This is a genomic window from Bartonella sp. CL434QHHD (genome assembly GCF_042195145.1).
Taxonomy (GTDB): Bacteria; Pseudomonadota; Alphaproteobacteria; order Rhizobiales; family Rhizobiaceae; genus Bartonella.
This window is the reverse complement of record NZ_JBHINT010000011.1, coordinates 138,775-159,251: the sequence shown is the minus strand read 5'-3', so window position 1 is coordinate 159,251 and position 20,477 is coordinate 138,775. Positions and strand designations below refer to the sequence as shown.

Annotated in this window: 20 protein-coding genes and 1 pseudogene; 5 read left to right on the top strand and 16 right to left on the bottom strand. The window is 38.1% G+C overall.

Going from position 1 to position 20,477, the window contains the following annotated elements; genetic code table 11:
* Positions 1 to 4: 4 nt before the first annotated feature.
* From ACFILN_RS02005 to cysS, 4 genes are all read right to left on the bottom strand, one after another.
* Positions 5 to 703 carry a phosphatidylserine decarboxylase gene (locus ACFILN_RS02005; protein ID WP_273791087.1) on the bottom strand — a complete coding sequence of 233 codons (699 nt, stop codon included), beginning with the start codon at positions 701 to 703 and terminating at the stop codon, positions 5 to 7.
* A gap of 117 nt (positions 704 to 820) precedes the next feature.
* Positions 821 to 2,704 carry an ABCB family ABC transporter ATP-binding protein/permease gene (locus ACFILN_RS02000; RefSeq protein WP_375637390.1) on the bottom strand — a complete coding sequence of 628 codons (1,884 nt, stop codon included), beginning with the start codon at positions 2,702 to 2,704 and terminating at the stop codon, positions 821 to 823.
* Positions 2,705 to 2,818: 114 nt separating this feature from the next.
* Positions 2,819 to 3,490 carry a DUF421 domain-containing protein gene (locus tag ACFILN_RS01995; protein WP_375670751.1) on the bottom strand — a complete coding sequence of 224 codons (672 nt, stop codon included), beginning with the start codon at positions 3,488 to 3,490 and terminating at the stop codon, positions 2,819 to 2,821.
* A gap of 39 nt (positions 3,491 to 3,529) precedes the next feature.
* Complete coding sequence (cysS, locus tag ACFILN_RS01990; RefSeq protein ID WP_375630772.1) at positions 3,530 to 5,038, bottom strand: cysteine--tRNA ligase; 1,509 nt, start codon at positions 5,036 to 5,038, stop codon at positions 3,530 to 3,532.
* Between the two features lie 498 nt (positions 5,039 to 5,536).
* Between cysS and ACFILN_RS01985 the strand changes: the two genes are divergently transcribed.
* A complete protein-coding gene (locus tag ACFILN_RS01985) occupies positions 5,537 to 5,905 on the top strand; it encodes a TIGR02301 family protein (RefSeq protein ID WP_375657721.1) in 369 nt (122 codons plus the stop codon).
* 419 nt (positions 5,906 to 6,324) lie between these two features.
* Here the strand turns inward: ACFILN_RS01985 and ACFILN_RS01980 are convergent, their stop codons facing one another.
* Positions 6,325 to 7,653, bottom strand: a complete 1,329-nt coding sequence (locus tag ACFILN_RS01980) for a dihydroorotase (protein WP_375630776.1) — start codon at positions 7,651 to 7,653, stop codon at positions 6,325 to 6,327.
* Between the two features lie 64 nt (positions 7,654 to 7,717).
* On the opposite strand from ACFILN_RS01980, the gene ACFILN_RS01975 reads away from it, so the two are divergent.
* The 3 genes and pseudogenes from ACFILN_RS01975 to ACFILN_RS09685 all read left to right on the top strand — a co-directional run.
* Positions 7,718 to 8,590 (top strand): YgfZ/GcvT domain-containing protein, encoded by an 873-nt coding sequence (locus ACFILN_RS01975; RefSeq protein ID WP_375670750.1) that lies wholly within the window; start codon positions 7,718 to 7,720, stop codon positions 8,588 to 8,590.
* Complete coding sequence (locus tag ACFILN_RS01970; protein WP_375630780.1) at positions 8,583 to 9,200, top strand: YfbR-like 5'-deoxynucleotidase; 618 nt, start codon at positions 8,583 to 8,585, stop codon at positions 9,198 to 9,200. Before ACFILN_RS01975 ends, ACFILN_RS01970 begins: the two co-directional genes overlap by 8 nt.
* Positions 9,201 to 9,410: 210 nt before the next feature.
* Positions 9,411 to 9,694, top strand: a pseudogene (locus ACFILN_RS09685) (integrase arm-type DNA-binding domain-containing protein); the annotation flags it as partial.
* A gap of 98 nt (positions 9,695 to 9,792) precedes the next feature.
* Here ACFILN_RS09685 and panB read toward each other — a convergent pair.
* From panB to rpoZ, 11 genes are all read right to left on the bottom strand, one after another.
* Positions 9,793 to 10,608, bottom strand: coding sequence for a 3-methyl-2-oxobutanoate hydroxymethyltransferase (gene panB, locus ACFILN_RS01960; protein WP_375670748.1), 816 nt, complete (start codon positions 10,606 to 10,608; stop codon positions 9,793 to 9,795).
* The gene (gene panC / locus ACFILN_RS01955) at positions 10,605 to 11,465 is read right to left on the bottom strand and encodes a pantoate--beta-alanine ligase (protein WP_375611217.1); all 861 of its coding nucleotides are present in this window, start codon (positions 11,463 to 11,465) and stop codon (positions 10,605 to 10,607) included. Before panC ends, panB begins: the two co-directional genes overlap by 4 nt.
* A 23-nt stretch (positions 11,466 to 11,488) precedes the next feature.
* Positions 11,489 to 12,235: a DNA repair protein RecO gene (gene recO / locus ACFILN_RS01950; protein ID WP_273791097.1), complete on the bottom strand. Its 747-nt coding sequence runs from the start codon at positions 12,233 to 12,235 to the stop codon at positions 11,489 to 11,491.
* Between the two features lie 26 nt (positions 12,236 to 12,261).
* Complete coding sequence (era, locus tag ACFILN_RS01945; RefSeq protein ID WP_273791098.1) at positions 12,262 to 13,167, bottom strand: GTPase Era; 906 nt, start codon at positions 13,165 to 13,167, stop codon at positions 12,262 to 12,264.
* A complete protein-coding gene (gene rnc, locus ACFILN_RS01940) occupies positions 13,160 to 13,867 on the bottom strand; it encodes a ribonuclease III (RefSeq protein WP_273791099.1) in 708 nt (235 codons plus the stop codon). Before rnc ends, era begins: the two co-directional genes overlap by 8 nt.
* Complete coding sequence (gene lepB, locus ACFILN_RS01935) at positions 13,848 to 14,660, bottom strand: signal peptidase I (RefSeq protein WP_273791100.1); 813 nt, start codon at positions 14,658 to 14,660, stop codon at positions 13,848 to 13,850. The genes rnc and lepB overlap by 20 nt, the downstream gene beginning before the upstream one ends.
* Positions 14,661 to 14,740: 80 nt before the next feature.
* Positions 14,741 to 15,142, bottom strand: a complete 402-nt coding sequence (acpS, locus tag ACFILN_RS01930; RefSeq protein WP_273791101.1) for a holo-ACP synthase — start codon at positions 15,140 to 15,142, stop codon at positions 14,741 to 14,743.
* Between the two features lie 27 nt (positions 15,143 to 15,169).
* On the bottom strand, positions 15,170 to 15,778 hold the full coding sequence (locus ACFILN_RS01925; protein ID WP_375630786.1) for a DUF2062 domain-containing protein: 609 nt from the start codon (positions 15,776 to 15,778) through the stop codon (positions 15,170 to 15,172).
* A 94-nt stretch (positions 15,779 to 15,872) separates the two neighbouring features.
* Positions 15,873 to 16,451 carry an orotate phosphoribosyltransferase gene (gene pyrE, locus ACFILN_RS01920; protein ID WP_273791120.1) on the bottom strand — a complete coding sequence of 193 codons (579 nt, stop codon included), beginning with the start codon at positions 16,449 to 16,451 and terminating at the stop codon, positions 15,873 to 15,875.
* 16 nt (positions 16,452 to 16,467) lie between these two features.
* A complete protein-coding gene (locus tag ACFILN_RS01915) occupies positions 16,468 to 18,693 on the bottom strand; it encodes a bifunctional (p)ppGpp synthetase/guanosine-3',5'-bis(diphosphate) 3'-pyrophosphohydrolase (RefSeq protein WP_273791103.1) in 2,226 nt (741 codons plus the stop codon).
* A 128-nt stretch (positions 18,694 to 18,821) separates the two neighbouring features.
* Positions 18,822 to 19,220, bottom strand: coding sequence for a DNA-directed RNA polymerase subunit omega (rpoZ, locus tag ACFILN_RS01910; protein WP_273791104.1), 399 nt, complete (start codon positions 19,218 to 19,220; stop codon positions 18,822 to 18,824).
* A 568-nt stretch (positions 19,221 to 19,788) separates the two neighbouring features.
* Here rpoZ and ACFILN_RS01905 point away from each other — a divergent pair.
* Positions 19,789 to 20,457 carry a uracil-DNA glycosylase gene (locus ACFILN_RS01905; protein WP_273791121.1) on the top strand — a complete coding sequence of 223 codons (669 nt, stop codon included), beginning with the start codon at positions 19,789 to 19,791 and terminating at the stop codon, positions 20,455 to 20,457.
* The last annotated feature ends 20 nt before the right edge of the window (positions 20,458 to 20,477 follow it).

Sequence of the window (20,477 nt, the reverse complement as noted above, 5' to 3'; positions counted from 1 at the left end):
AGTCCTAATCGTATCTGAAATCCGTTGTGGCACTCTTATCATCAAAAGAACCCAAAACTGTTTCTCCAGCAATTGCTGTCTGTCCAACTGCAACACGCACTTTCATTTCAGTTGGTATATAAATATCAAGGCGAGAACCAAAACGAATCAATCCAAATCGCTCACCAGTCATAACGGCATCATTTTCTTTTGACCAGCAAACAATCCGGCGTGCAACCATTCCCGCTATTTGTACGATACCGATTTTACCATGTTTGCTATCAATTACCATCCCATTACGCTCATTAAACTGACTAGCTTTATCAAAGTCAGCATTAGTAAATCGACCTGGCTGATAAACGATAGACTCTACTGTACCACTGATAGGAATACGATTAATATGGCATGAAAAAACATCCATAAAAATGGAAATACGGATCATTTCATCTTTCCCTAATCCTAATTCTTCAGGTGGAACACATGATTCCACAAATGAAATACGCCCATCTGCAGGCGACATAACCCAATTTGAATTCAAAGGGATCACACGATCTGGATCACGGAAAAAGTATACACACCACACCGTGAGAATGAGACCAAACCAAAACAACGGACTCCATATCCAACCAAGAATGAGCGAAATAACAAAAAACGCTACAATAAAAGGATAGCCTTCTTTATGAACCGATACAAAGCTATTATGGAAAGATTGCAGAATACTCATATAATTTCCTATTCATCGTAAACTTAAACAAGCAACAAATCTTTTTGTTCCTCTTGTGTCTTTTTATGTATTTAATCAATCACTCCATATAAAGATATAGATTACATTTTGCTCTATTTATTTTTTACGATTAACAACACTCATCTCATCTTCTTCACGCATTTTACGTAACTTTTCTTCAGCTTTCGTTGCTTCAAGCTGCTTATTCCACATTGAAGCATAGAGACCTTTCTTGCGTAAAAGCTCTGTATGCGTCCCATTTTCAATAATACGACCACTTTTAAGAACTAAAATTTCATCAGCATTGATAACAGTAGAAAGACGGTGAGCAATAATCAATGTTGTACGTCCACGGCTTACAATATCTAATGCTTGTTGAATTTCCTGTTCCGTCGCCGTATCAAGAGCCGCCGTTGCTTCATCTAGAATAAGAAGTGGGGGAGCTTTTAAAAGTGTCCGGGCAATAGCCACGCGTTGTTTTTCACCACCTGATAATTTGAGACCTCGCTCTCCTACCATAGACTGAAAACCTTCCGGTAAAATTTCAATAAATTTTGATATTTGTGCCATTTCAGCAGCTTTGCGCATCTCTTCATCTGTAGCACTTGGACGCCCATAGCAAATATTATAGGCAATTGTATCATTAAATAACACCGTATCTTGTGGGACCATGCCAATCGCTTCACGCAAACTCTTTTGTGTTACGTCACGAATATCCTGCCCGTCAATTGTGATAGAGCCCGCATCAACATCATAAAACCGAAAAAGCAACCGAGAAATAGTGGATTTACCGGCACCCGATGGACCAACAATGGCGACTGTTTTTCCTCCCGGAACTTCAAAATCAATATCTCTGAGAATCTGACGTCTCGAATCGTAGGAAAACTTTACCTGATGAAAACAAATGGTCCCATCGCTTATCTCTAACGGTTTAGCATCCGATTTATCAACGATCTCCTTCTGAACATCTAAAAGATCAAACATTGCTTCAATATCCGTTAAACCTTGTCGAATATCACGATACATTGACCCAATAAAATTTAGTGGAATAGAAAGTTGCATTAAAAGCGCATTAATAAAAACAAAATCTCCTAAAGTTTGTGTCTTATAAAAAACTTCATAAGCTGACATCAGCATCATGATCGTCATTCCAATACCAAAGATAAGAGTCTGACCAAAATTAAGCCAGCTTAACGATGTCCAAATCTTCGTTGCGGCTTTTTCATAACCTACCATAGAAGCATCAAATCGATCGGCTTCTAGAGTTTCATTACCAAAATATTTGACCGTTTCAAAATTCAAAAGAGAATCAACAGCGCGAGTATTCGCCTCAGTATCCGCTGTATTCATTTTTTGTCGAATGCGAATACGCCAATCACTCGCCTTAATGGTAAATAAGATATATAATCCAACCGTTGCAACAACGATGAGAAGATAATGCCACCCATAACTTATGTAAAATACCAGTGCCGTTAATATAAATTCTAAAACTGTCGGTACTGTACTAAGAATTGAAAATCTTACAATCGCTTCAATTCCTTTTGTTCCACGCTCAATCACACGAGAAAGCCCACCTGTTCGGCGTTCCAAATGAAATCGCAAGGATAACTCATGCATATGTACAAAGGTTTTATAAGCTAATTGACGAACAGCGTATTGACCAACAGTGGCAAACAGGGAATCGCGTAATTGATTTAATCCAGCCTGCATAATACGCGCGACATTGTATGCCAAAACGAGCATGATGGGAATAATCCAACTGGATGGGAACCATTCAGGTAGCTGAAAGCTTGAATCAAGCACATTCGTAGAATATTTAAATAAATACGGTACAGATATGAGAACGAGCTTAGCCAAAACAAGATAAAATATTGCCCATAGCACACGCATTTTTAGATCACGCCGACCTACCGGCCACATATAGGGCCATAAATTGTAAAGTGTGTGCAGAGTCTTCCCTGTATCTGATGATACAGTTTTTGTCATTTCATTGCGTTTCATAAAGTCCTTACTTCTCTATCATCCGCACAAACAGGCAAAATACCCTCTGTGGTTATTTATAGATTTATCTCTTTATTATACTTCCAATAAGCTATACCTACCCGTTTTTTGAAGTTAGACTGTTTTTGAAAAAGGAACAAGAAATAATCCACTATACAATTTATTATTTTGATCTGTATTTTCATACCACTCTGCTGCGAATAAACTTTCAACTTTTACATGTTTTTTTTTCAATTCTGCCTGAAGCCACTTTTGTGTTTTACCAATCTCTTTAAGTCCATCATCAATAACTTCACCATTTTCTATTAAAATCGTCGATTTCTTTCCCTCTTCCTTTTTAATGACAGTGCAATCACCATTGGTTTCCAAACGAACAAAAGCAGCTTCATGTAAGTAACACCCTTTAAGACGTAACATCGTAATGAGATCATTAATATTGATCCCCAAGTTCTTAATCTTATCCATTTGGAAAACTCCATCTAAAACTAATGTGACATTCCGCCCTGCAATAAGACGACGAAAAAAAACTGAATAACGTGCAATAAAATTAAAAGATGTAATCAGGGTTTGCCAGATGAGTAAAACAAGCAATAATTGAATGCTACTAATATTCTGATTATAAATAACGCCTCCAATAATACCTCCCATAACAAAATTACTGACCAAATCAACTGGTGTCATTTGACTAAGACTCCCCCGCCCCGTCGTTCTTAAAATAAATAAGAAGGCAACAAGACCTACAGCCAGCTTAAGCGCGATATATCCATAATGATATAAAAATTCCATCATATTCTCCTTTTTTATGGAGCTGCTGGAATAGAGACATTAGTGTCGCTTTATTTCCCACACAGTTATGCGCTCACCACTCTGCGGATCCTTACTGTCTTTTAAAAGAACCCCCTCGGCTGCAAGCTCATCACGAATTGTATCCGCAGCTTCCCACTCTTTATTATGGATAAGTCTTAGTCTTTCGGCAATGCGCTGATCAATAAATTTTGTATCAAGGAAAGTTTTTCTCATAAATAATGGGCAGTCTATTCCTTTAATCCATTCTTGTCTTAACAGTCCTAATAAATTCATCCCATTTACAAGAGCCAAAGCATTTCCTTCTTTATAAAATTTTCGCAAAAGAGTCAGTGCTTTTGGAGTATTAAGATCATCACTAAGTGCATCTATCAAAGTATCATCAATTGCTTCATTGTTTTTCATCTCACTCTTTTTGCTGCGAAGCCATTCATACCAACGATACAGTTCGCTGCTCGATTGTATTAAACGCTGCGCTGTCCAATTTAGTGGTTCACGATAATGCGTTTGCAACATCGAAAAACGCGCAGACAAACCAGCCCAATTTTGCTTCATTTCATCGGTTAAAATACCATTAAACTCCAAAAAATTATTCTCTAAAACAGAACGAATAGTTATGAAATTGCCAAAGCTTTTCGACATCTTTTTGCCTTCAACTTGTAAAAAACCATTATGCAGCCAAAAATTAGCCATTCGCTCCGTCCCAAAAGCTGAACAACTTTGTGCAATCTCATTTTCATGATGAGGAAAAATTAAATCAATTCCACCACCATGGATATCAAAAACATTGGCGGTCGGATCATCACAGGTTAAACCACCGCCATAGGGCGCTAATAACTTTGCCATTGACATTGCAGAACATTCAATATGCCAACCTGGACGACCTAAAACAGGAATTCCGCCCGGTGATTCCCAACCTGGTTCTCCTTCCACAGAAGGCTTCCATAAAACAAAATCCATCTCTTCCCTTTTATAAGCAGCAACATCGATACGCGCCCCCGCCCTCATTTCATCTAAAGAACGATTTGCAAATGCCCCATAATGGGGAGGATTTTTTATGCTACTTACAGAAAACAATATATGATTTTCCGCTTTATAAGCGTGCCCCTTTTCAAGCAATCTTTCAATTAAAGAGCGCATTTCCTCTAAATGCTCGGTTGCGCGCGGCTGGCTGGTTGGCAAAAGACAACCAAGTGCTATTGTATCTTGCTGAAACTGAGAATATGTACGTTCTGTTAATTGACGAATAGCATCATTCAATGACAAGTTTGGATATTCGCAAGCTGCTCGTGCATTAATTTTATCATCAACATCTGTAATATTACGTGCATATAGAACATGCTCATTACCATAAACATGACGCAATAAACGAAATAAAATATCAAAAACAATGACAGGGCGTGCATTTCCTATATGCGCATAATCATAAACTGTCGGACCACAAACATAAAGACGTACTCTTGTCGCATCTATTGGTGTAAAATTTTCTTTTTTACGTGTCAGCGTATTATAAAATCGCAACTCTTTCATTTATTGACTCCATGGACGATATTATGCACCGATCCTTTTAGATGTATCTTATCTCAAATTATTGTATTACGCTGTTTAGGCTAAAAACTTTTATCTTATAGTAAATTCTTCTTACCATTTTCCCATTGTATTCACGGCTGTATCCATCATTTATCATAAAAATAATCTATTTTATTTGATTGGACAAAAGCATTCTATCATTAGAAATGCTTTCCCTCCTTAAAGAAAACGAACTTAGAAAAAATTCTATAGGTAATACAATATAAATCTATGTGAAAAATAGATAGTTTGCAGAAAGAAAATCTTAAATTTTAAACTACACAAAGCTTCATCAGTATTTTCAATATTCCACAATGGGTTCCTTACAGCCTCTTACGCCCTATATTTTATAATCAATAATTGAGAATAATGTAGCAATTAACTCTATTTTTTACACCGTTCTCATGACAAAATTATTTTATCTTTACAGAGTTTTATTCAAAGAAAGCAATAAAAATAATGCGTAATAGATTGATGAACATCATTATTTTAATATTTCTTGTCATTTCAATGCCAACCTTTGCACAACAATCTCCACCTTATGAAAAAAAATTACTCCGACTAGCAGAAATTTTGGGATCATTGCATTCTCTCCAAAATCTTTGCGAGCCTCCAACAAACCAATGGTATGACTATATGAATGCACTGATTGAAGCAGAACACCCCATTCCACAAAGACGTGCTTATTTTTATGAAGCGTTTAATGAAGCGTATCGTGCTTTCTCAGAAAATTATCATCATTGTACACAAGAAGCCATTGAAGCCAATCAAAGATACATTGAGGAAGGAAGAACTTTATCTGAAAACCTCCTCATGCATTATAAATAATTAATCTATACAAAAAGTATCTCTCTCAATTTTAGCGGTATCAATGATACTCCTTTCACAAATGCGGGGAGCAATAAACCAGCTCTGAAAATAGAGAGACGTTTAAAGAATAATGTCTCGATACGCTTTTATTCGTATGAGCGCCTTTTTCCCCATACAAAATCGCTCTTTGGCTTCCTCCCCACACCTCAAAGGACGAAGATTTTTAACTAAATTTGCTCTGTAAATAATCTAGGTTCTTGTTGAACAAGGTTCCTCTTAGCTTCTAACGCATGTAATTTGCTGCATAGTTTCTACAAACAAGCCTAAGAATATTCACCACGCATTAAAAAAACACTTATGTATCAAAGAGGCTGACATACCCTATATCACCACTCTAAAGGATGGTATTTTACGGCATACTTATAATTTTAATCTGTTTACACCAAAGTTTCCATAAATTTAACAGGCTCTCCTTGTGAAGGTGTGACAATTTCACCTTCCCACATAACGCGCATACCACGGATAATAGTCCCAACAGGCCAACCTTTAACTTTTTGACCATCATAAGGTGTCCAACCGGCGCGAGAACCAATTAAGCTATTCGTAATAATTTCTTCTCTCTTAAGATCAACAATGGTTAAATCAGCATCAAACCCAACAGCAATGCGCCCTTTACAGCTTATACCAAAAATACGACTAGGGCCATGTGAAGTGAGATCAACAAAACGTTCAAGAGATATTTTTCCTGCATTCACATGTGTCAACATAATTGCTGCTGTTGTTTGCACGCCTGTCATACCTGAAGGTGAAGAGGGATAAGGTTGAAGTTTTTCTTCAAGAGTATGAGGCGCATGATCTGAGCCTAAGACATCAATTATTCCTTGTTGAACACCGTACCAAAGAGCTTCACGGTGGCGCAATTCACGAATAGGCGGATTCATCTGAATTAATGTACCAAACTTCTTATAATCATCAGCCGTGAGTGTCAAATGATGTTGTGTCACTTCAATTGTTGCAACATCCTTATGTTTTTTTAGAAAATCAATTTCTTCTTCTGTCGAAAGATGTAACACATGAATGCGAGCCTTCGTCTCATGAGCAATTTTTACCAAACGCTGCGTACATTTTAATGCCGCAACTTCATCACGCCAAATCGGATGTGACGATGCATCACCTTCAATACGCAATATTTTACGCTCTTTGAGCCTCGCCTCATCTTCAGAATGAAAAGCCGCACGACGGCGTGTATTCTTCAAAATAAGGCGTACACTTTCATCATCATCAACCAAAAGATCACCGGTAGAGGACCCCATAAAGACTTTAATTCCAGCCGCACCAGGAAGTCTTTCTAATTCAGACAATTCATGAGCATTTTCACGCGTTCCTCCAACCCAAAATGCAAAATCACAATGCATTCGATGAAATGCGCGTTTAACCTTATCGCTTAATGTTTCTTCTGATGTTGTTAATGGACTGGTATTAGGCATTTCAAAAACTGCCGTAACCCCCCCTAACACAGCAGAATACGAGCCACTTTCCAAATCCTCCTTATATTCATTTCCTGGTTCACGAAAATGCACTTGGCTATCAATAATTCCTGGTAAAATATGAAGCCCCGTACAATCAATGACCTCACTAGCCGATGCACATGTAAGATCGCCTATTTCAGCAATACGACCATTTGTAATACCAATATCACGCTTGCTTCTTCCATCATGATTCACAAGTGTTGCACCTTTAAAAATTGTATCAAATGTTTTAAACATAACCACGCTCCTTACATATTGCTCACTTATCGATTATGTAACTTTGAGCAGAAAGGCAAGAACCATGATTAAAAAACAAAATGCCATTTGCTTAAAAAACCGCGGGCTTATTCAAATTACAGGCGAAGAAGCAACAGATTTTCTACAATCCCTGATCACGACAGATGTAAAAAAAATCAGTCCACAGGAACTTTTCCCTGGAGCCCTTTTATCCCCACAAGGAAAGGTTCTTGCTGATTTTCTTATCGGAAAAAAAGAAGATGGTTACCTGATTGATATCAGGATGCCTTTAGCTGATACGCTCCATAAGCGTCTGTTGCTCTATAAGCTGCGCAAAAAAGTAAAAATTACACAACCATTTCAAGAGCTTGTTACAGTTTCTTTGAATAATGAATCAGATTCTTTAAATTTTGATTCAAGTTTTGTTGATAAACGCTTCCCACAACAAGAAAAAATAATACGAATCTATGGCAAAAAACCTTTTTTAACTTCAGAATATCATGACACATGGAATCGATTGCGTATCCGTTATGCAATTGCGGAAAGTGGTCAAGACTATGAAGTTGGCAAAGTCTTTCCTCATGATATTAATTACGATCAAATCAATGGACTTGCATTCAATAAAGGATGTTATATTGGACAAGAAATTGTTTCACGAATGCACCACCGCCGTGCAGCACGTCGCCGTATTTTTATTGTAAAAGGCCAGTGTGAATTAACCCCTCAATCTAGCATTGAAGCAGAAACAAAAGTAATTGGCTACTTGGGAACATGTGTAGAAAATGAGGCTCTTGCTTTAATGCGTATTGACCACGTCAAAGATGCTATGGATCATAACATCCCCTTTACTGTAAAAAACATTCCTGTCACTATAAGCATTGCTGAAAATATGAATTTTACCTTTCCTGAAAATACTATAGAAAACACTCATGGCTAAAGCTGAATTATTAAAAAATGGAGAAGCCCGCGCTTGGCAAAGAATGCTCTCTGGAAGGCGACTTGATCTTCTCAACCCTTCTCCTTTTGATGTTGAAATTGAAGATATTGCCCATGGACTTTCTCGCGTGGCACGTTGGAACGGTCAAACACGAGGAGAGCATGCCTATTCTGTTGCACAACATTCACTTTTGGTTGAACAAATATTTCAAAAACTTTTTCCACAATCGGGAAGCAACGAATGTCTTTATGCCCTTCTTCATGATGCTCCAGAATATGTCATCGGCGATATGATTTCCCCTTTTAAAGCTGTCATAGGAAAACAATATGAACGCGTTGAAAAGCGCATCCAAGATGCTATCCACATGCGCTTTTCTCTTCCCGTTGATCTTTCTCAAAAACTTTTAAAAAAAATTAAACAAGCCGACCGTATTGCTGCCTATTATGAAGCGATTACGCTTGCTGGATTTAATACAGAAGAAGCCCTTCGCTATTTTGGCTCTCCCAATAATATTCTACCCGATGATCTTAATTTATCCCCCTATTCTACACAACACATTGAAAACGCATTTTTAACACGCTTTAATGACTTGGATGCCCAAAGATTATAGACTCTTCGCATTGTTGATTCCTTGTCATTACAGAATCATCACACTGACTTATAATAATAATTCATTGTTTTTTCATTTTGAATGAGGGCTCCTAATATCGTAAGCTTCACTCATTTCAAATCTGTTTATATTGAATCAATCAAAATCATTCTCTTGCACACCACAAGTGGGGCTTGCGTGTAGATAAAATTTTTTAAAGAAAGAATTAAAATGCCTCTTATGAACCATCTCAAGTGCTAAGCGCTGTCGCAACATTGAAAATTGGCAAAGTGCGTGATGATGCCGGCTTGCTCTCTTATGAAGCGTAAAGACGGGAGTGCTCTATAAATTTTATACACTTCATAAGGGACTTACCACTATACTATTCACGAACGCCGTCGCGAAATAGGATTGGGTACCTTAAGAAAGCTTTCTTTAAAAAAGCACGTGAATTAGCGACCCAATGGCGTTCTGTTTTGCATAAGAGGCGTGACTTCATTAAAGAAATGGAAAAAATCACAGTTCAAATTGCATACAAAATATATTAAAAATGCACATTCATTATCAAAATAACAAATGTTCTCTTGTCAAACCTTTCATCTTAAACTGAAGTTTATTTTAGTTTATAAACTTCATTATCCGCTGGGAAAGCACGAGATGTGACATCCTCTGCATAATTCTTTATTGCAGTTTCCATGGCTTGTTCAAGGTCTCCATAACGGCGTACAAATTTTGGCACATGAGAACCATAGCCCAACATATCTTCCATAACCAATACTTGCCCATCACATTGATTGGACGCCCCTATACCGATCGTAGGGATAGAAAGCTTATCTGTCAGTTTCACCGCTAAAGGTTCGACCATTGCTTCTAAAACAACAGCAAAAGCACCTGCCTCTTCAATCGCTGCTCCATCTGCTTCAATTCTTTGCCAATCATTCTCCTTGCGTCCTTGTGTTTTAAAACCACCAAAACGATTCATTGCTTGGGGTGTAAGACCGATATGCCCCATCACTGGAATGCCACGTTTACACAAAAAATCTATTGTTTCGGCTATATAAACGCCCCCTTCAAGCTTAACTGCACCACACCCCGTTTGTGCAAGAATGCGCGATGCATTTAAAAAAGCTTGCTCTGGACTTTCCTCATAAGAACCAAAAGGCATATCAATAACAACAAGAGCTTTTTGAGATCCACGCACCACGGCTTTCCCGTGTGAAATCATCATATCTAAATTAACAGGAAGCGTTGTCTCAAACCCATACACAACCATCCCAACGCTATCACCAACCAAAAGGATATCGCAATATGGATCAGCAATCCGCGCAGTATAAGCTTGATAAGCTGTTAAAGAAACAATTGGCTGTTGTCCCTTTCTTGCACGTATTTCGGAAGATGTTATACGCTTTACGGTTTTATGTACACTCATTTTCCACTCTTCTCTTGCAATATATATTGATCAATCAGCCTTACCTCACCAAAGCGGACAGTAAGGAGTAAAACCGCCGGTTTATTCAATGTTCCTTTAACCACGCATAAAGTTTCCATATCCCGTAAATCTATCGCTTCAATGATTGCACGCGTTTCTTGTTGTAAAATATCACGAACAGTTTTGCATAATTTATCAACCGACCGTTCACCTTCATGATAAAGCTTTTCAGCAGCTTTTCCACTTTCAGGAATAATTTTGGCAGCTTTACGATCTTCTAATGTTAAAAGCTGATTGCGTGAAGAACAAGCTACACCATCTGACTCCCGTAGAATAGGAACTCCAACGATTTCAATAGGAAAAGCCAAATCTTCAACCATACGCCGAATAATTAAAATTTGTTGAAAATCCTTTTCCCCAAAAAAAGCCTTATCTGGTTGGACAATGTTAAAAAGTTTAGCAACAACGCTTGTTACACCACAAAAATGCCCCGGACGTAATTTTCCCATCAAAATACGTGATAATTTTTTCACTTGTACAATTGTATCATTTCCCAGTGGCCACATTTCATCTACAGAAGGAGCAAAAACACATTCAACACCTGCTTCTTTTAACAAAGCACAATCGCCCTTCAAATCTCTTGGATATTGAGAAAAATCTTCATGAGGTCCAAATTGCTTTGGATTGACAAAAATAGAAACCACTACGCGATCACACATTGCTCTTGCATACTGTACTAATGCAAGATGTCCATCATGCAATGCCCCCATTGTTGGAACAAAACCAATCGAAAAACCTAAACGTCGTTCCTCTGAAGTATATTGGCGGACTTCAGCAATTGTCTTTAAAATTCTCATTTTCCCATTCAATTATCATCAGATCAACCAATTAATGCCTGCACACCAAATTGGCGCTCAAACAATTGTATCATATTCATGCGCACTGACGGCTGCTTTATATCTCGTGGCTCCCAGACATGACGCATAAGAAAAAAACCCGTCAGTATAAAACCATTTATTATGTCACTAAAATCAGCAGGACGAGTCGTTCTTTGTACAAGAAACTGTGGTAGAATGAGAAGCTTTTTTTTCCAAGGTTCCCCTGCTTCTTCACAGACAGCCCGTCCAGATTTTGGTGATACGTAATGAAGCCTTTCCTGACGACCTGTTGCAGCACAACAAGATAAATCAAGACCAAAACCAAGTTCTTCAAGAAGCCGCATTTCAAAACGTACAAGCAATTCTGCATTTACAAATGGTTCATCAAAATTCTGCATAAAAAGGTGTAAAATATCATATAAAATGGGGTGCGGATCACGTTCGGGAAGAAGCCGCAAATGAAAAGCTATCAATTGCAAAGCATAAAGTGCTTCTGGTAGACAGATTAATCGTGCCGCATGTAAATCAAGAGCTTCAAGCCGAAAAAGTCCCAAATGTTCGTCTAAACGAGCCCACCATTCAGCCTCCACAAAATTTCCAGGTTGAAGAAGAGCTGCCATACGACGCGACCGCCCCCCTTTTACCACCCCCATATAACGACCATGTTCACGTGTCATAATCTCAAGAATAACACTTGTTTCACCATATTGGCGTGTACCAAGAATAACGGCTTGTTCTTTCCACTTCATTTTACTTTAATTATTTTTTTAAAATCTTATTTTAAAAAATCCAATCCCATTTCGCGATAACGTTCTGGATCGGTATCCCAATTATCGCGCACTTTCACAAAGAGAAAAAGATGAACCTTTTGATCCATAATTTCCATGAGTTCTTTACGTGCTGCTTGTCCAATCGCTTTAATTGTATCGCCTTTTGCTCCTAAGACAATTTTTTTCTGACTCTCACGCTCGACATAAATAACTTGATTAATTTTAACGGAACCATCTGAACGCTCTTCCCAGCTTTCTGTTTCAACCGTTGAGGAATAAGGAAGTTCATCATGAAGACGAAGAAAAAGTTTTTCACGCGTAATTTCAGCAGCAAGATGACGCATGGGCATATCAGAAATTTGATCTTCCGGATAATACCATGGCCCCTCCTGCATCATATTACTCAACGCATGAAGTAAATCCTTGCAACCAGAACCGTTTAGAGCAGAAATCATAAATGTTTGCGCAAACTTTACACGTTCATTTATTTTAGTGGTTAACGCTAGAAGAGATGATTTAACAACTGTATCAACCTTATTAAGAACAAGAACTTTTTCTTGTTTCAGATTGTTTACAATATCTAACATCATATCAACTTCATCCGAAAGACCATTTTGAGCGTCGATTAAAACGAGTAGAACATCAGCGCTCTTAGCCCCTCCCCAAGCAGCAGAGACCATGGCTCGTTCTAAGCGCTTATGGGGACGAAAAACACCCGGTGTATCGACCAACACAATTTGCACATCATCATGAATGACAATACCGCGGATTAAAGTTCGTGTTGTTTGTACCTTATGCGTTACAATTGAAACCTTTGTTCCAACCAATTGATTAACCAGTGTCGATTTACCGGCATTAGGCATCCCAATAAGCACAACAAATCCAGAACGCGTTTTCATAACGTCACTCATGATCATTTTTTCCCACTGTTTTCCATACACCCTCTCGTCGCAAAATTTTTTCAGCTGCCATTCTTTCGGCATATCTTTTGGAGCTTCCCTGCCCAATCTCTGAAGCAAACCCAGAAATACTGACCTCTACCATAAAAACAGGATCGTGATCGGGACCTGAACGTTTGATAACCTGATAATGTGGTTGTGCATTGCCTTGGATATGCGCCCATTCTTGTAATTCTGTCTTGGCATCACGTCGACCAGCATCCATTTTCTTTGCCCGACTTTGCCAATATTTTTGAATAAAAGGGCGAACGCTTTCCAATCCTCCATCGAGATATATCACGGCAATCAAAGCTTCCACGACATCTGCATGCATATTGATAAGTCGACGCCCCTCGAAATTTTTCATCTCAAAACCAACACGGATCATATCAGGAAGCCTCATTTCACGCGCAATATCAGCACATGTCTGCGCATTGACAAGATGATTCAAACGGACTGATAATTCACCTTCACTTGCCTGAGGAAAAAGTTGATACAGCATTTCCGCAATCAAAAGCCCTAAAACCCGATCCCCTAAAAACTCTAGTCGTTCATAATTTCCCTGTTCCGAATCTTGTACACTCGAATGTGTTAATGCCTTCGTTAACCTCTCTTCATCTTTAAAACGATGCCCCGTCAGCTTGAAAAGCTGATCAATCATGAGACGTTTCATCGTTGTTTCCTTGCTTGATAAGCGGCAAATCATGAACCGTATTTATGAAAGAAAACAAACGTTTCCAACGCACATCAAATGGCCAGCGCCAAATCTGCCAAGCACTTGAACCGTTACTGATAGAAAAGAAAATCACGCTCGCGCGACCAATAAGATTTTCTTCTGGAACATAGCCTACATCTAAACGACTATCATCTGAATTGTCGCGGTTATCTCCCATCATAAAGTAATGTCCTTGAGGAACTTCAAAAACTTTTGTATCATCAACTTTCGGGATGAAAGCTAAATCAAGTGTATCATAACTGACACCGTTAGGCATTGTCTCGCGATAAACCTCAACAGGATAGTTAACCTCTGTTATATCAGAATTATTAATCTCCCCCATAAAGTGACGTGAAACAGCCTCATCATTAATATAAAGAACACTTTGACGGACTTGTATACGATCACCTGGTAGCCCAACAACGCGTTTTATATAATCAATCTTCGGATTACTTGGTAAGCGAAAAACGACCACATCTCCACGTTGAGGTTGAGATGCCCAAATCCGTCCAGAAAAAAGAGGGGGAGAAAAGGGGATGGAAAAATGAGAATACCCATATGCATACTTAGAAACAAACAGATAATCTCCCACCAACAAAGTAGGACGCATTGAACCGGAAGGAATACTAAACGGCTGGAAAAAAAGTGTCCGAATAAACGCTGCTAAAAGCAGAGCCTGTACTAAAACAGAAATAAATTCACGAATCCCACCTTTTTTTTCTTTTTTATGCACTTTATCTTTTTGGATCATCACCAACTGCCTTCTCATCACAGATATAATTTTTTTTCATCATAATATTCAAATAACAAAAGCACAATCTCTCACGCCATCTATCCACGTGGAAGTGCTTCGATAATAATAAATGCCTGTGCCCAAGGAAAATCATCTGTTATGCTAAGATGAATAACTGCATCATGATGAGGAGGTAATAACTTTTGAAGTTGCATTTGCGCACGATTTGTTAATTGCATTATTGGTTTACCAGATGGCAAATTAACTACCCCCATGTCTTTCCAATTGATACCACAAGCGATTCCCGTTCCTAAGGCTTTAGCACATGCTTCTTTAGCAGCAAATCTTTTTGCATAGGAAGAGGAGCTTTTTTTGAGATTTTCAGATCTATTTTTTTCAATATCCGTAAAAATACGTTGGATAAAACGCTCACCATAACGAACCAACATTTTCTCAATACGTCGTATATCAACCAGATCATTTCCAAGACCAATAATCATAAGATATTAACCCGATCTTTCTCAAATTTATTTCTGTTTTAATACAGGCGATGAACGCTTCTTTAAACGCCTTTTTTTTATAATCTTTTGATATCGCTTTTGTTTAAAACGAACCGTTGCTCTGTAAACACCTATATAAGATAAACCACCAAAAACAATACCTAAAAGAGTTCCACCTAAAATCATAGGACTCATAATTGTGTCCCATGCGCCTTTAAAGAGGAGAGAGAGATTTGACAATGTCAAACCATTAAATAGAGCACGAATTTGCGAAAGAGAAATCTCTTTGACATCGCTAAAAAGTGATAAACAAAAATACCCTACTTTATAATCAGCCATGATAATCAATAAAAATGTGAGTGGATTAGAAAAAATCGTCCCAATGATTGCGGCAGCAAAGTTTGCACGCAAAAGCCAAGAAAAAAATATTGCCAAAATAATATGCAGCCCAAAGAAAGGGGAACAAGCTAAAAAAATGCCAACAGCAACCCCTAATGCTACTTCATGCGGTGTTGCTGATATACGCAAAATACGTTTATATATGTAGCAAAATGAGCGAGAAAATGAACGACGTGGCCATAACCAAAGTCGAATACGCGTTACAAAATCTATTGGTTCTCGACGACGAAAAAGCATATGACTCTCAATATACATCTTTTGATAATGAAATAACCTATATCATCCAAATTAATCTTTTTAAGCTTTTGCACAAAAAAAAATAGAAAGACAATTAAATATTTCGACTGCCTGGTTTAATCGCTGGAAGAACAGAAAGCTCTGCAGGAAGAGCATCACTAGCATAAGAGGTTATCTCGTATTCAGCAAGCGCAATCAATGGAACTCCAACATTGACCTTACCACCAGAACGATCAAGAATACATGCACTGGCCAATACCTCTGCTCCTGCTGCAACAAGCGCTTCAACAGTCTCACGAATGGAAAGACCCGTTGTCACAATATCTTCAACAATAACAACCCGTGCACCCTTCTTGATTTCAAAACGACGCAATTCAAAGATGCCATTTACACGCTCTACCCAAAGAGAAGGAACACCAAGGTGACGTGAAGTTTCATAGGAAGGAATAAGACCGCCAATTGCGGGCCCAACAACATAATCAATTTTTTCCTCGATAGATTTTTTGATTTTTTCAGCCAATCCACGACATAACTTTTCTGTCAAGTCAGCATGCATGAATACTTTCGCTTTTTGCATATAAGTCGCACTATGGCGCCCCGATGTTAAAATAAAATGCCCTTCTAGAATAGCATCTGCTTGTTTAAAAATATCAATGACATCTTGTGTATTCATTGCTAAATCTTTCTTTTTATCCATGAACCCGCCGTACTGTACTTACTGAACCTGCCTTTTTTAATTGAGAAAAAATACGATTCAAATGTTTTAAATCCCACACTTCCAAATCAATCATAATTTCTGTAAAATCTGGTGCTGTACGGATAAAAGATAAATTTTGGATATTGGCATCGTTAGCAGAAATTATTTGTGTAATTTCAGCCAAAGAACCAGGACTATTTACAACCAAAATATTCATCCGTGCAGGAAAACGTTCATTCATTTGGGCATCAATATCCCAGCGAACATCAATCCATCGTTCTGGCTGATCATCATACGCCATCAAAGCTGAAGACTGTATTGGATAAATAACGATCCCAGCTCCTGGCTGCATAATACCAACAATCCGATCTCCAGGTACTGCTCCTTCCGGTGAAAAACGTACGGGTATATCTCCATGGGTTCCTCTAATAGGCAATGCTTTAGATTGATGATTCTCGACCTTTGCATTCTTTTCATTTTCTGGAACTTTAAAAATCATACCTTGAGCATTTTCAATATTAAACCAACCTTCTTCCCCAGGCCTAAAAGATGACTTTTGTACCACACGGTGATCTTGATAATCAGGATAAACCGCTTTAATCACATCAGCAGAAAACAGCTCTCCACGCCCAACAGCAGCCAATACATCCTCTACATCTTTACGTGCTAAACGTGGCAAAACTTTCTTCAAAAGGTCTTTTGAAAATTGCTTTCCCATATATTCAAATGAACGCTCGAGAATACGATATCCTAAACCCGAATATTGTTTACGTACCGCTGCACGACTTGCTCGTCGAATAGCTGAACGTGCTTTACCTGTGACAACAAGAAATTCCCATGCTGCTGGCGGAATTTGAGCGTGTGAGCGAATAATATCAACCTCATCACCATTTTTTAATTTGGTCATTAAAGGCATAATACGACCATTGATTTTTACACCCACACAAGAATCACCGATATCTGTATGGACGGCATAAGCAAAATCAATAGGCGTAGCTCCTTTAGGAAAAGCAATTAATCGACCTTTCGGCGTAAAACAAAAAACTTGGTCTTGAAAAAGCTCAAGTTTTGTATGTTCTAAAAACTCTTCTGGATTATCTCCATCAGACAAAGATTGTATCGTTTGACGCAACCATGCATAGGCATTCGTTTCACTTGATAACTTCACAGTCGAATAATTGGAACCGCGCTCTTTATATATGGAATGAGCAGCAACCCCATATTCAGCAACTTCATCCATAGCAGCCGTTCTAATTTGCAACTCAACACGTTGTCTTGAAGGGCCAACAATTGTTGTATGAATAGAACGATAATCATTTTGCTTTGGTATAGAGATATAATCTTTGAAACGACCAGGAACCATTGGCCATGTCGTATGAATGACACCAAGAGCACGATAACAATCATTCACGGACTCAACAATCACACGAAATCCAAAAATATCCGATAATTGTTCAAAAGATAATGCTTTACTTTCCATTTTGCGAAAGACTGAATAAGATTTTTTCTGACGGCTTTTAACATCTGCTTTAATGCCATGCTCCAAAAAAAGTTTTGTCAATTCATTTTCAATTGTGGAAAGCAAATCACGGTTGTGTTTCAATAATTCAGAAAGTCGATTGGTAATCGTACGATAACCTTCTGGATTTAAATAAAAGAAAGAGAGATCCTCTAATTCCTCACGCATATCCTGCATACCCATACGGCCTGCAAGTGGCGCATAGATATCCATCGTCTCTTCAGCAATTCGCCGACGTTTATCATCACGCATAACACCAAGGGTACGCATATTATGAAGACGGTCAGCAAGTTTGACTAAAAGAACACGAACATCATCAGAAATAGCAATAAGAAGTTTACGAAGATTTTCTGCCTGTACGGCTTTCTTTGATACAAGATCAAGCTTATTAAGCTTTGTAAGCCCTTCAACCAACTTCCCAATTTCAGAACCAAAAAGCTGATCAATTTCTGCTCGTGTAGCGCTTGTATCTTCAATTGTATCATGCAAAAGAGCAACAGCAATCGTTGCCTCGTCCAACCGCATATCTGTCAAAATAGCAGCAACTTCTAAAGGATGAGAAAAATAAAGATCACCTGACGCACGCTTTTGATGTGCATGCTTTTTCATTGCATAATCATAGGCCCTGTTTAAAAGAGCCTCATCTACGTCAGACTTGTAACGTTGAACACGTCCAACAAGCTCACACTGACGCATCATACGAGCATATCCTTTATCTTTTCACACCCCTAATCTTTATTGAACACGTCCTATTAATAAAAGACACGAAAAATAATTGCTCCTCACATGACAAAGTATCTTTACTCCTGTAACATAAATTGCTGCAATTAATAATCGTCACTTTTTTCTGGAACAACCAAACCTTCAATACCCGCTAAAAGCTCTTCTTCTGACATATGATCAAATGAGGTACCTTCTTCTTGCGATGACGTATTAAAAACACTTTCAGCTTCACCTGAATGGGTAATAAATTCACTTGCCATTTCTGGCTCATCTACTTCCACATGCTTTTGCAGCGAATGAATAAGGTCTTCCTTTAAATCAGCAGGCGACAATGTTTCTTCTGCTATTTCACGCAAAGCAACAACTGGATTTTTATCATTATCGCGATCAACCGTAATCTGCGCTCCTTGTGAAATCTGACGCGCCCGATGACCTGCTAAAAGTACCAACTCAAAGCGGTTGTCAACTTTATCAATACAATCTTCTACCGTTACGCGGGCCATTTATGCCTCTTTCTCAAATAAAAAAATTTAATAGCGGATAAAGGAGTATATACAATAATCAAAATAAAACACAAGAAAAACAACACAAACTTTTATATTTTTTGATTAAAGAACTTATTTAAGAAAATTCTTGGAAAATTTATAAAAATGTATAACCTATTCATGCTCGTTATCAAAGTTTCTCGTAAAAGCATTCCAATAGATTGACTTCAAACAAAGGACGGTCTTTCTTGACAAAATATTTGTCTGGAGTATTCATCCTTTTAAAAGGAATACCAGCTATTTAAAATCCTTTGCAATAACGGCAGCCTTACGCATACTTTTTATGATAATATCTTTATCTAAAGAGAAAACTTTTTTTCTTTGAACATCATGTGTATTGCACTCTTATTCATCGAATAAATTACTGAAAGATGACCTCTTACACAATAATTAGCAATAAGTTTATATTAAACTTTCTTCTAAAAAAGTTTATTTATATTCATTATAGATTGTTTATCAAAACATAACCCGTCATATACGCTATAAAAGACTCAAAAAAATAGAAAAACGATTGATGCCTAACACCATGAATAGCCAATTAACATCACTTTGCCCAGAACCACCCCAAAATTGCAATTTATGTCCTAGGCTTCATCAATTTATCGCTGGCTGGCGTGTAAAAGAACCAAGTTGGTATAACGCACCGGTGCGCCCATTCTTTCCTCATAAAGGGCCCGACACAACACGCCTTCTTATTGTTGGGCTTGCTCCTGGATTGCGCGGAGCAAATCGAACTGGACGTCCATTTACTGGTGATTATGCTGGGCACTTACTTTATTCAACTTTAAAAAAGTTTGGTTTTGCCCAAGGAACCTTTGAAGAAAGAGCAGACGATACTCTTGAACTTATTGATGCAGCAATCGTTAACTCTGTTCGTTGCGTTCCACCAGAAAATAAACCCACCGGTGCAGAAATTAACACGTGCCGCTATTTCTTCTCACCTCTTTTAACAAATCTTCCCAAACTTAAAGCCGTTATTACCTTAGGCACCATTGCGCACCATTCAACGATACGTGCCCTTAATGCAAAAGTTTTATCTCACCCTTTTGGACATGGTGAAATCAATAACATCGGCAGATTACGCATCTTTTCGAGCTATCACTGTTCTCGTTATAATACAAATACTGGGCGCTTGACAGACGCCATGTTTCACCAAATCTTTCAAGCAGCAAAAACATACTTAGATCAATGCTAAAACTGTTTTAAAAAGTGCTA

What these genes read in the sequence shown, in the direction of transcription:
- panC (WP_375611217.1), bottom strand. Translation starts at nt 11,465, where the DNA reads ATGAGAATTTTAAAGACAATTGCTGAAGTCCGCCAATATACTTCAGAG.
- ACFILN_RS02005 (WP_273791087.1), bottom strand. Translation starts at nt 703, where the DNA reads ATGAGTATTCTGCAATCTTTCCATAATAGCTTTGTATCGGTTCATAAA.
- ACFILN_RS02000 (WP_375637390.1), bottom strand. Translation starts at nt 2,704, where the DNA reads ATGAAACGCAATGAAATGACAAAAACTGTATCATCAGATACAGGGAAG.
- ACFILN_RS01905 (WP_273791121.1), top strand. Translation starts at nt 19,789, where the DNA reads ATGAATAGCCAATTAACATCACTTTGCCCAGAACCACCCCAAAATTGC.
- panB (WP_375670748.1), bottom strand. Translation starts at nt 10,608, where the DNA reads ATGAGTGTACATAAAACCGTAAAGCGTATAACATCTTCCGAAATACGT.
- lepB (WP_273791100.1), bottom strand. Translation starts at nt 14,660, where the DNA reads ATGATCCAAAAAGATAAAGTGCATAAAAAAGAAAAAAAAGGTGGGATT.
- ACFILN_RS01925 (WP_375630786.1), bottom strand. Translation starts at nt 15,778, where the DNA reads ATGCTTTTTCGTCGTCGAGAACCAATAGATTTTGTAACGCGTATTCGA.
- recO (WP_273791097.1), bottom strand. Translation starts at nt 12,235, where the DNA reads ATGAAGTGGAAAGAACAAGCCGTTATTCTTGGTACACGCCAATATGGT.
- rnc (WP_273791099.1), bottom strand. Translation starts at nt 13,867, where the DNA reads ATGAAACGTCTCATGATTGATCAGCTTTTCAAGCTGACGGGGCATCGT.
- acpS (WP_273791101.1), bottom strand. Translation starts at nt 15,142, where the DNA reads ATGATTATTGGTCTTGGAAATGATCTGGTTGATATACGACGTATTGAG.
- pyrE (WP_273791120.1), bottom strand. Translation starts at nt 16,451, where the DNA reads ATGAATACACAAGATGTCATTGATATTTTTAAACAAGCAGATGCTATT.
- rpoZ (WP_273791104.1), bottom strand. Translation starts at nt 19,220, where the DNA reads ATGGCCCGCGTAACGGTAGAAGATTGTATTGATAAAGTTGACAACCGC.
- ACFILN_RS01915 (WP_273791103.1), bottom strand. Translation starts at nt 18,693, where the DNA reads ATGATGCGTCAGTGTGAGCTTGTTGGACGTGTTCAACGTTACAAGTCT.
- ACFILN_RS01975 (WP_375670750.1), top strand. Translation starts at nt 7,718, where the DNA reads ATGATTAAAAAACAAAATGCCATTTGCTTAAAAAACCGCGGGCTTATT.
- cysS (WP_375630772.1), bottom strand. Translation starts at nt 5,038, where the DNA reads ATGAAAGAGTTGCGATTTTATAATACGCTGACACGTAAAAAAGAAAAT.
- ACFILN_RS01970 (WP_375630780.1), top strand. Translation starts at nt 8,583, where the DNA reads ATGGCTAAAGCTGAATTATTAAAAAATGGAGAAGCCCGCGCTTGGCAA.
- ACFILN_RS01995 (WP_375670751.1), bottom strand. Translation starts at nt 3,490, where the DNA reads ATGGAATTTTTATATCATTATGGATATATCGCGCTTAAGCTGGCTGTA.
- ACFILN_RS01980 (WP_375630776.1), bottom strand. Translation starts at nt 7,653, where the DNA reads ATGTTTAAAACATTTGATACAATTTTTAAAGGTGCAACACTTGTGAAT.
- era (WP_273791098.1), bottom strand. Translation starts at nt 13,167, where the DNA reads ATGAGTGACGTTATGAAAACGCGTTCTGGATTTGTTGTGCTTATTGGG.
- ACFILN_RS01985 (WP_375657721.1), top strand. Translation starts at nt 5,537, where the DNA reads ATGCGTAATAGATTGATGAACATCATTATTTTAATATTTCTTGTCATT.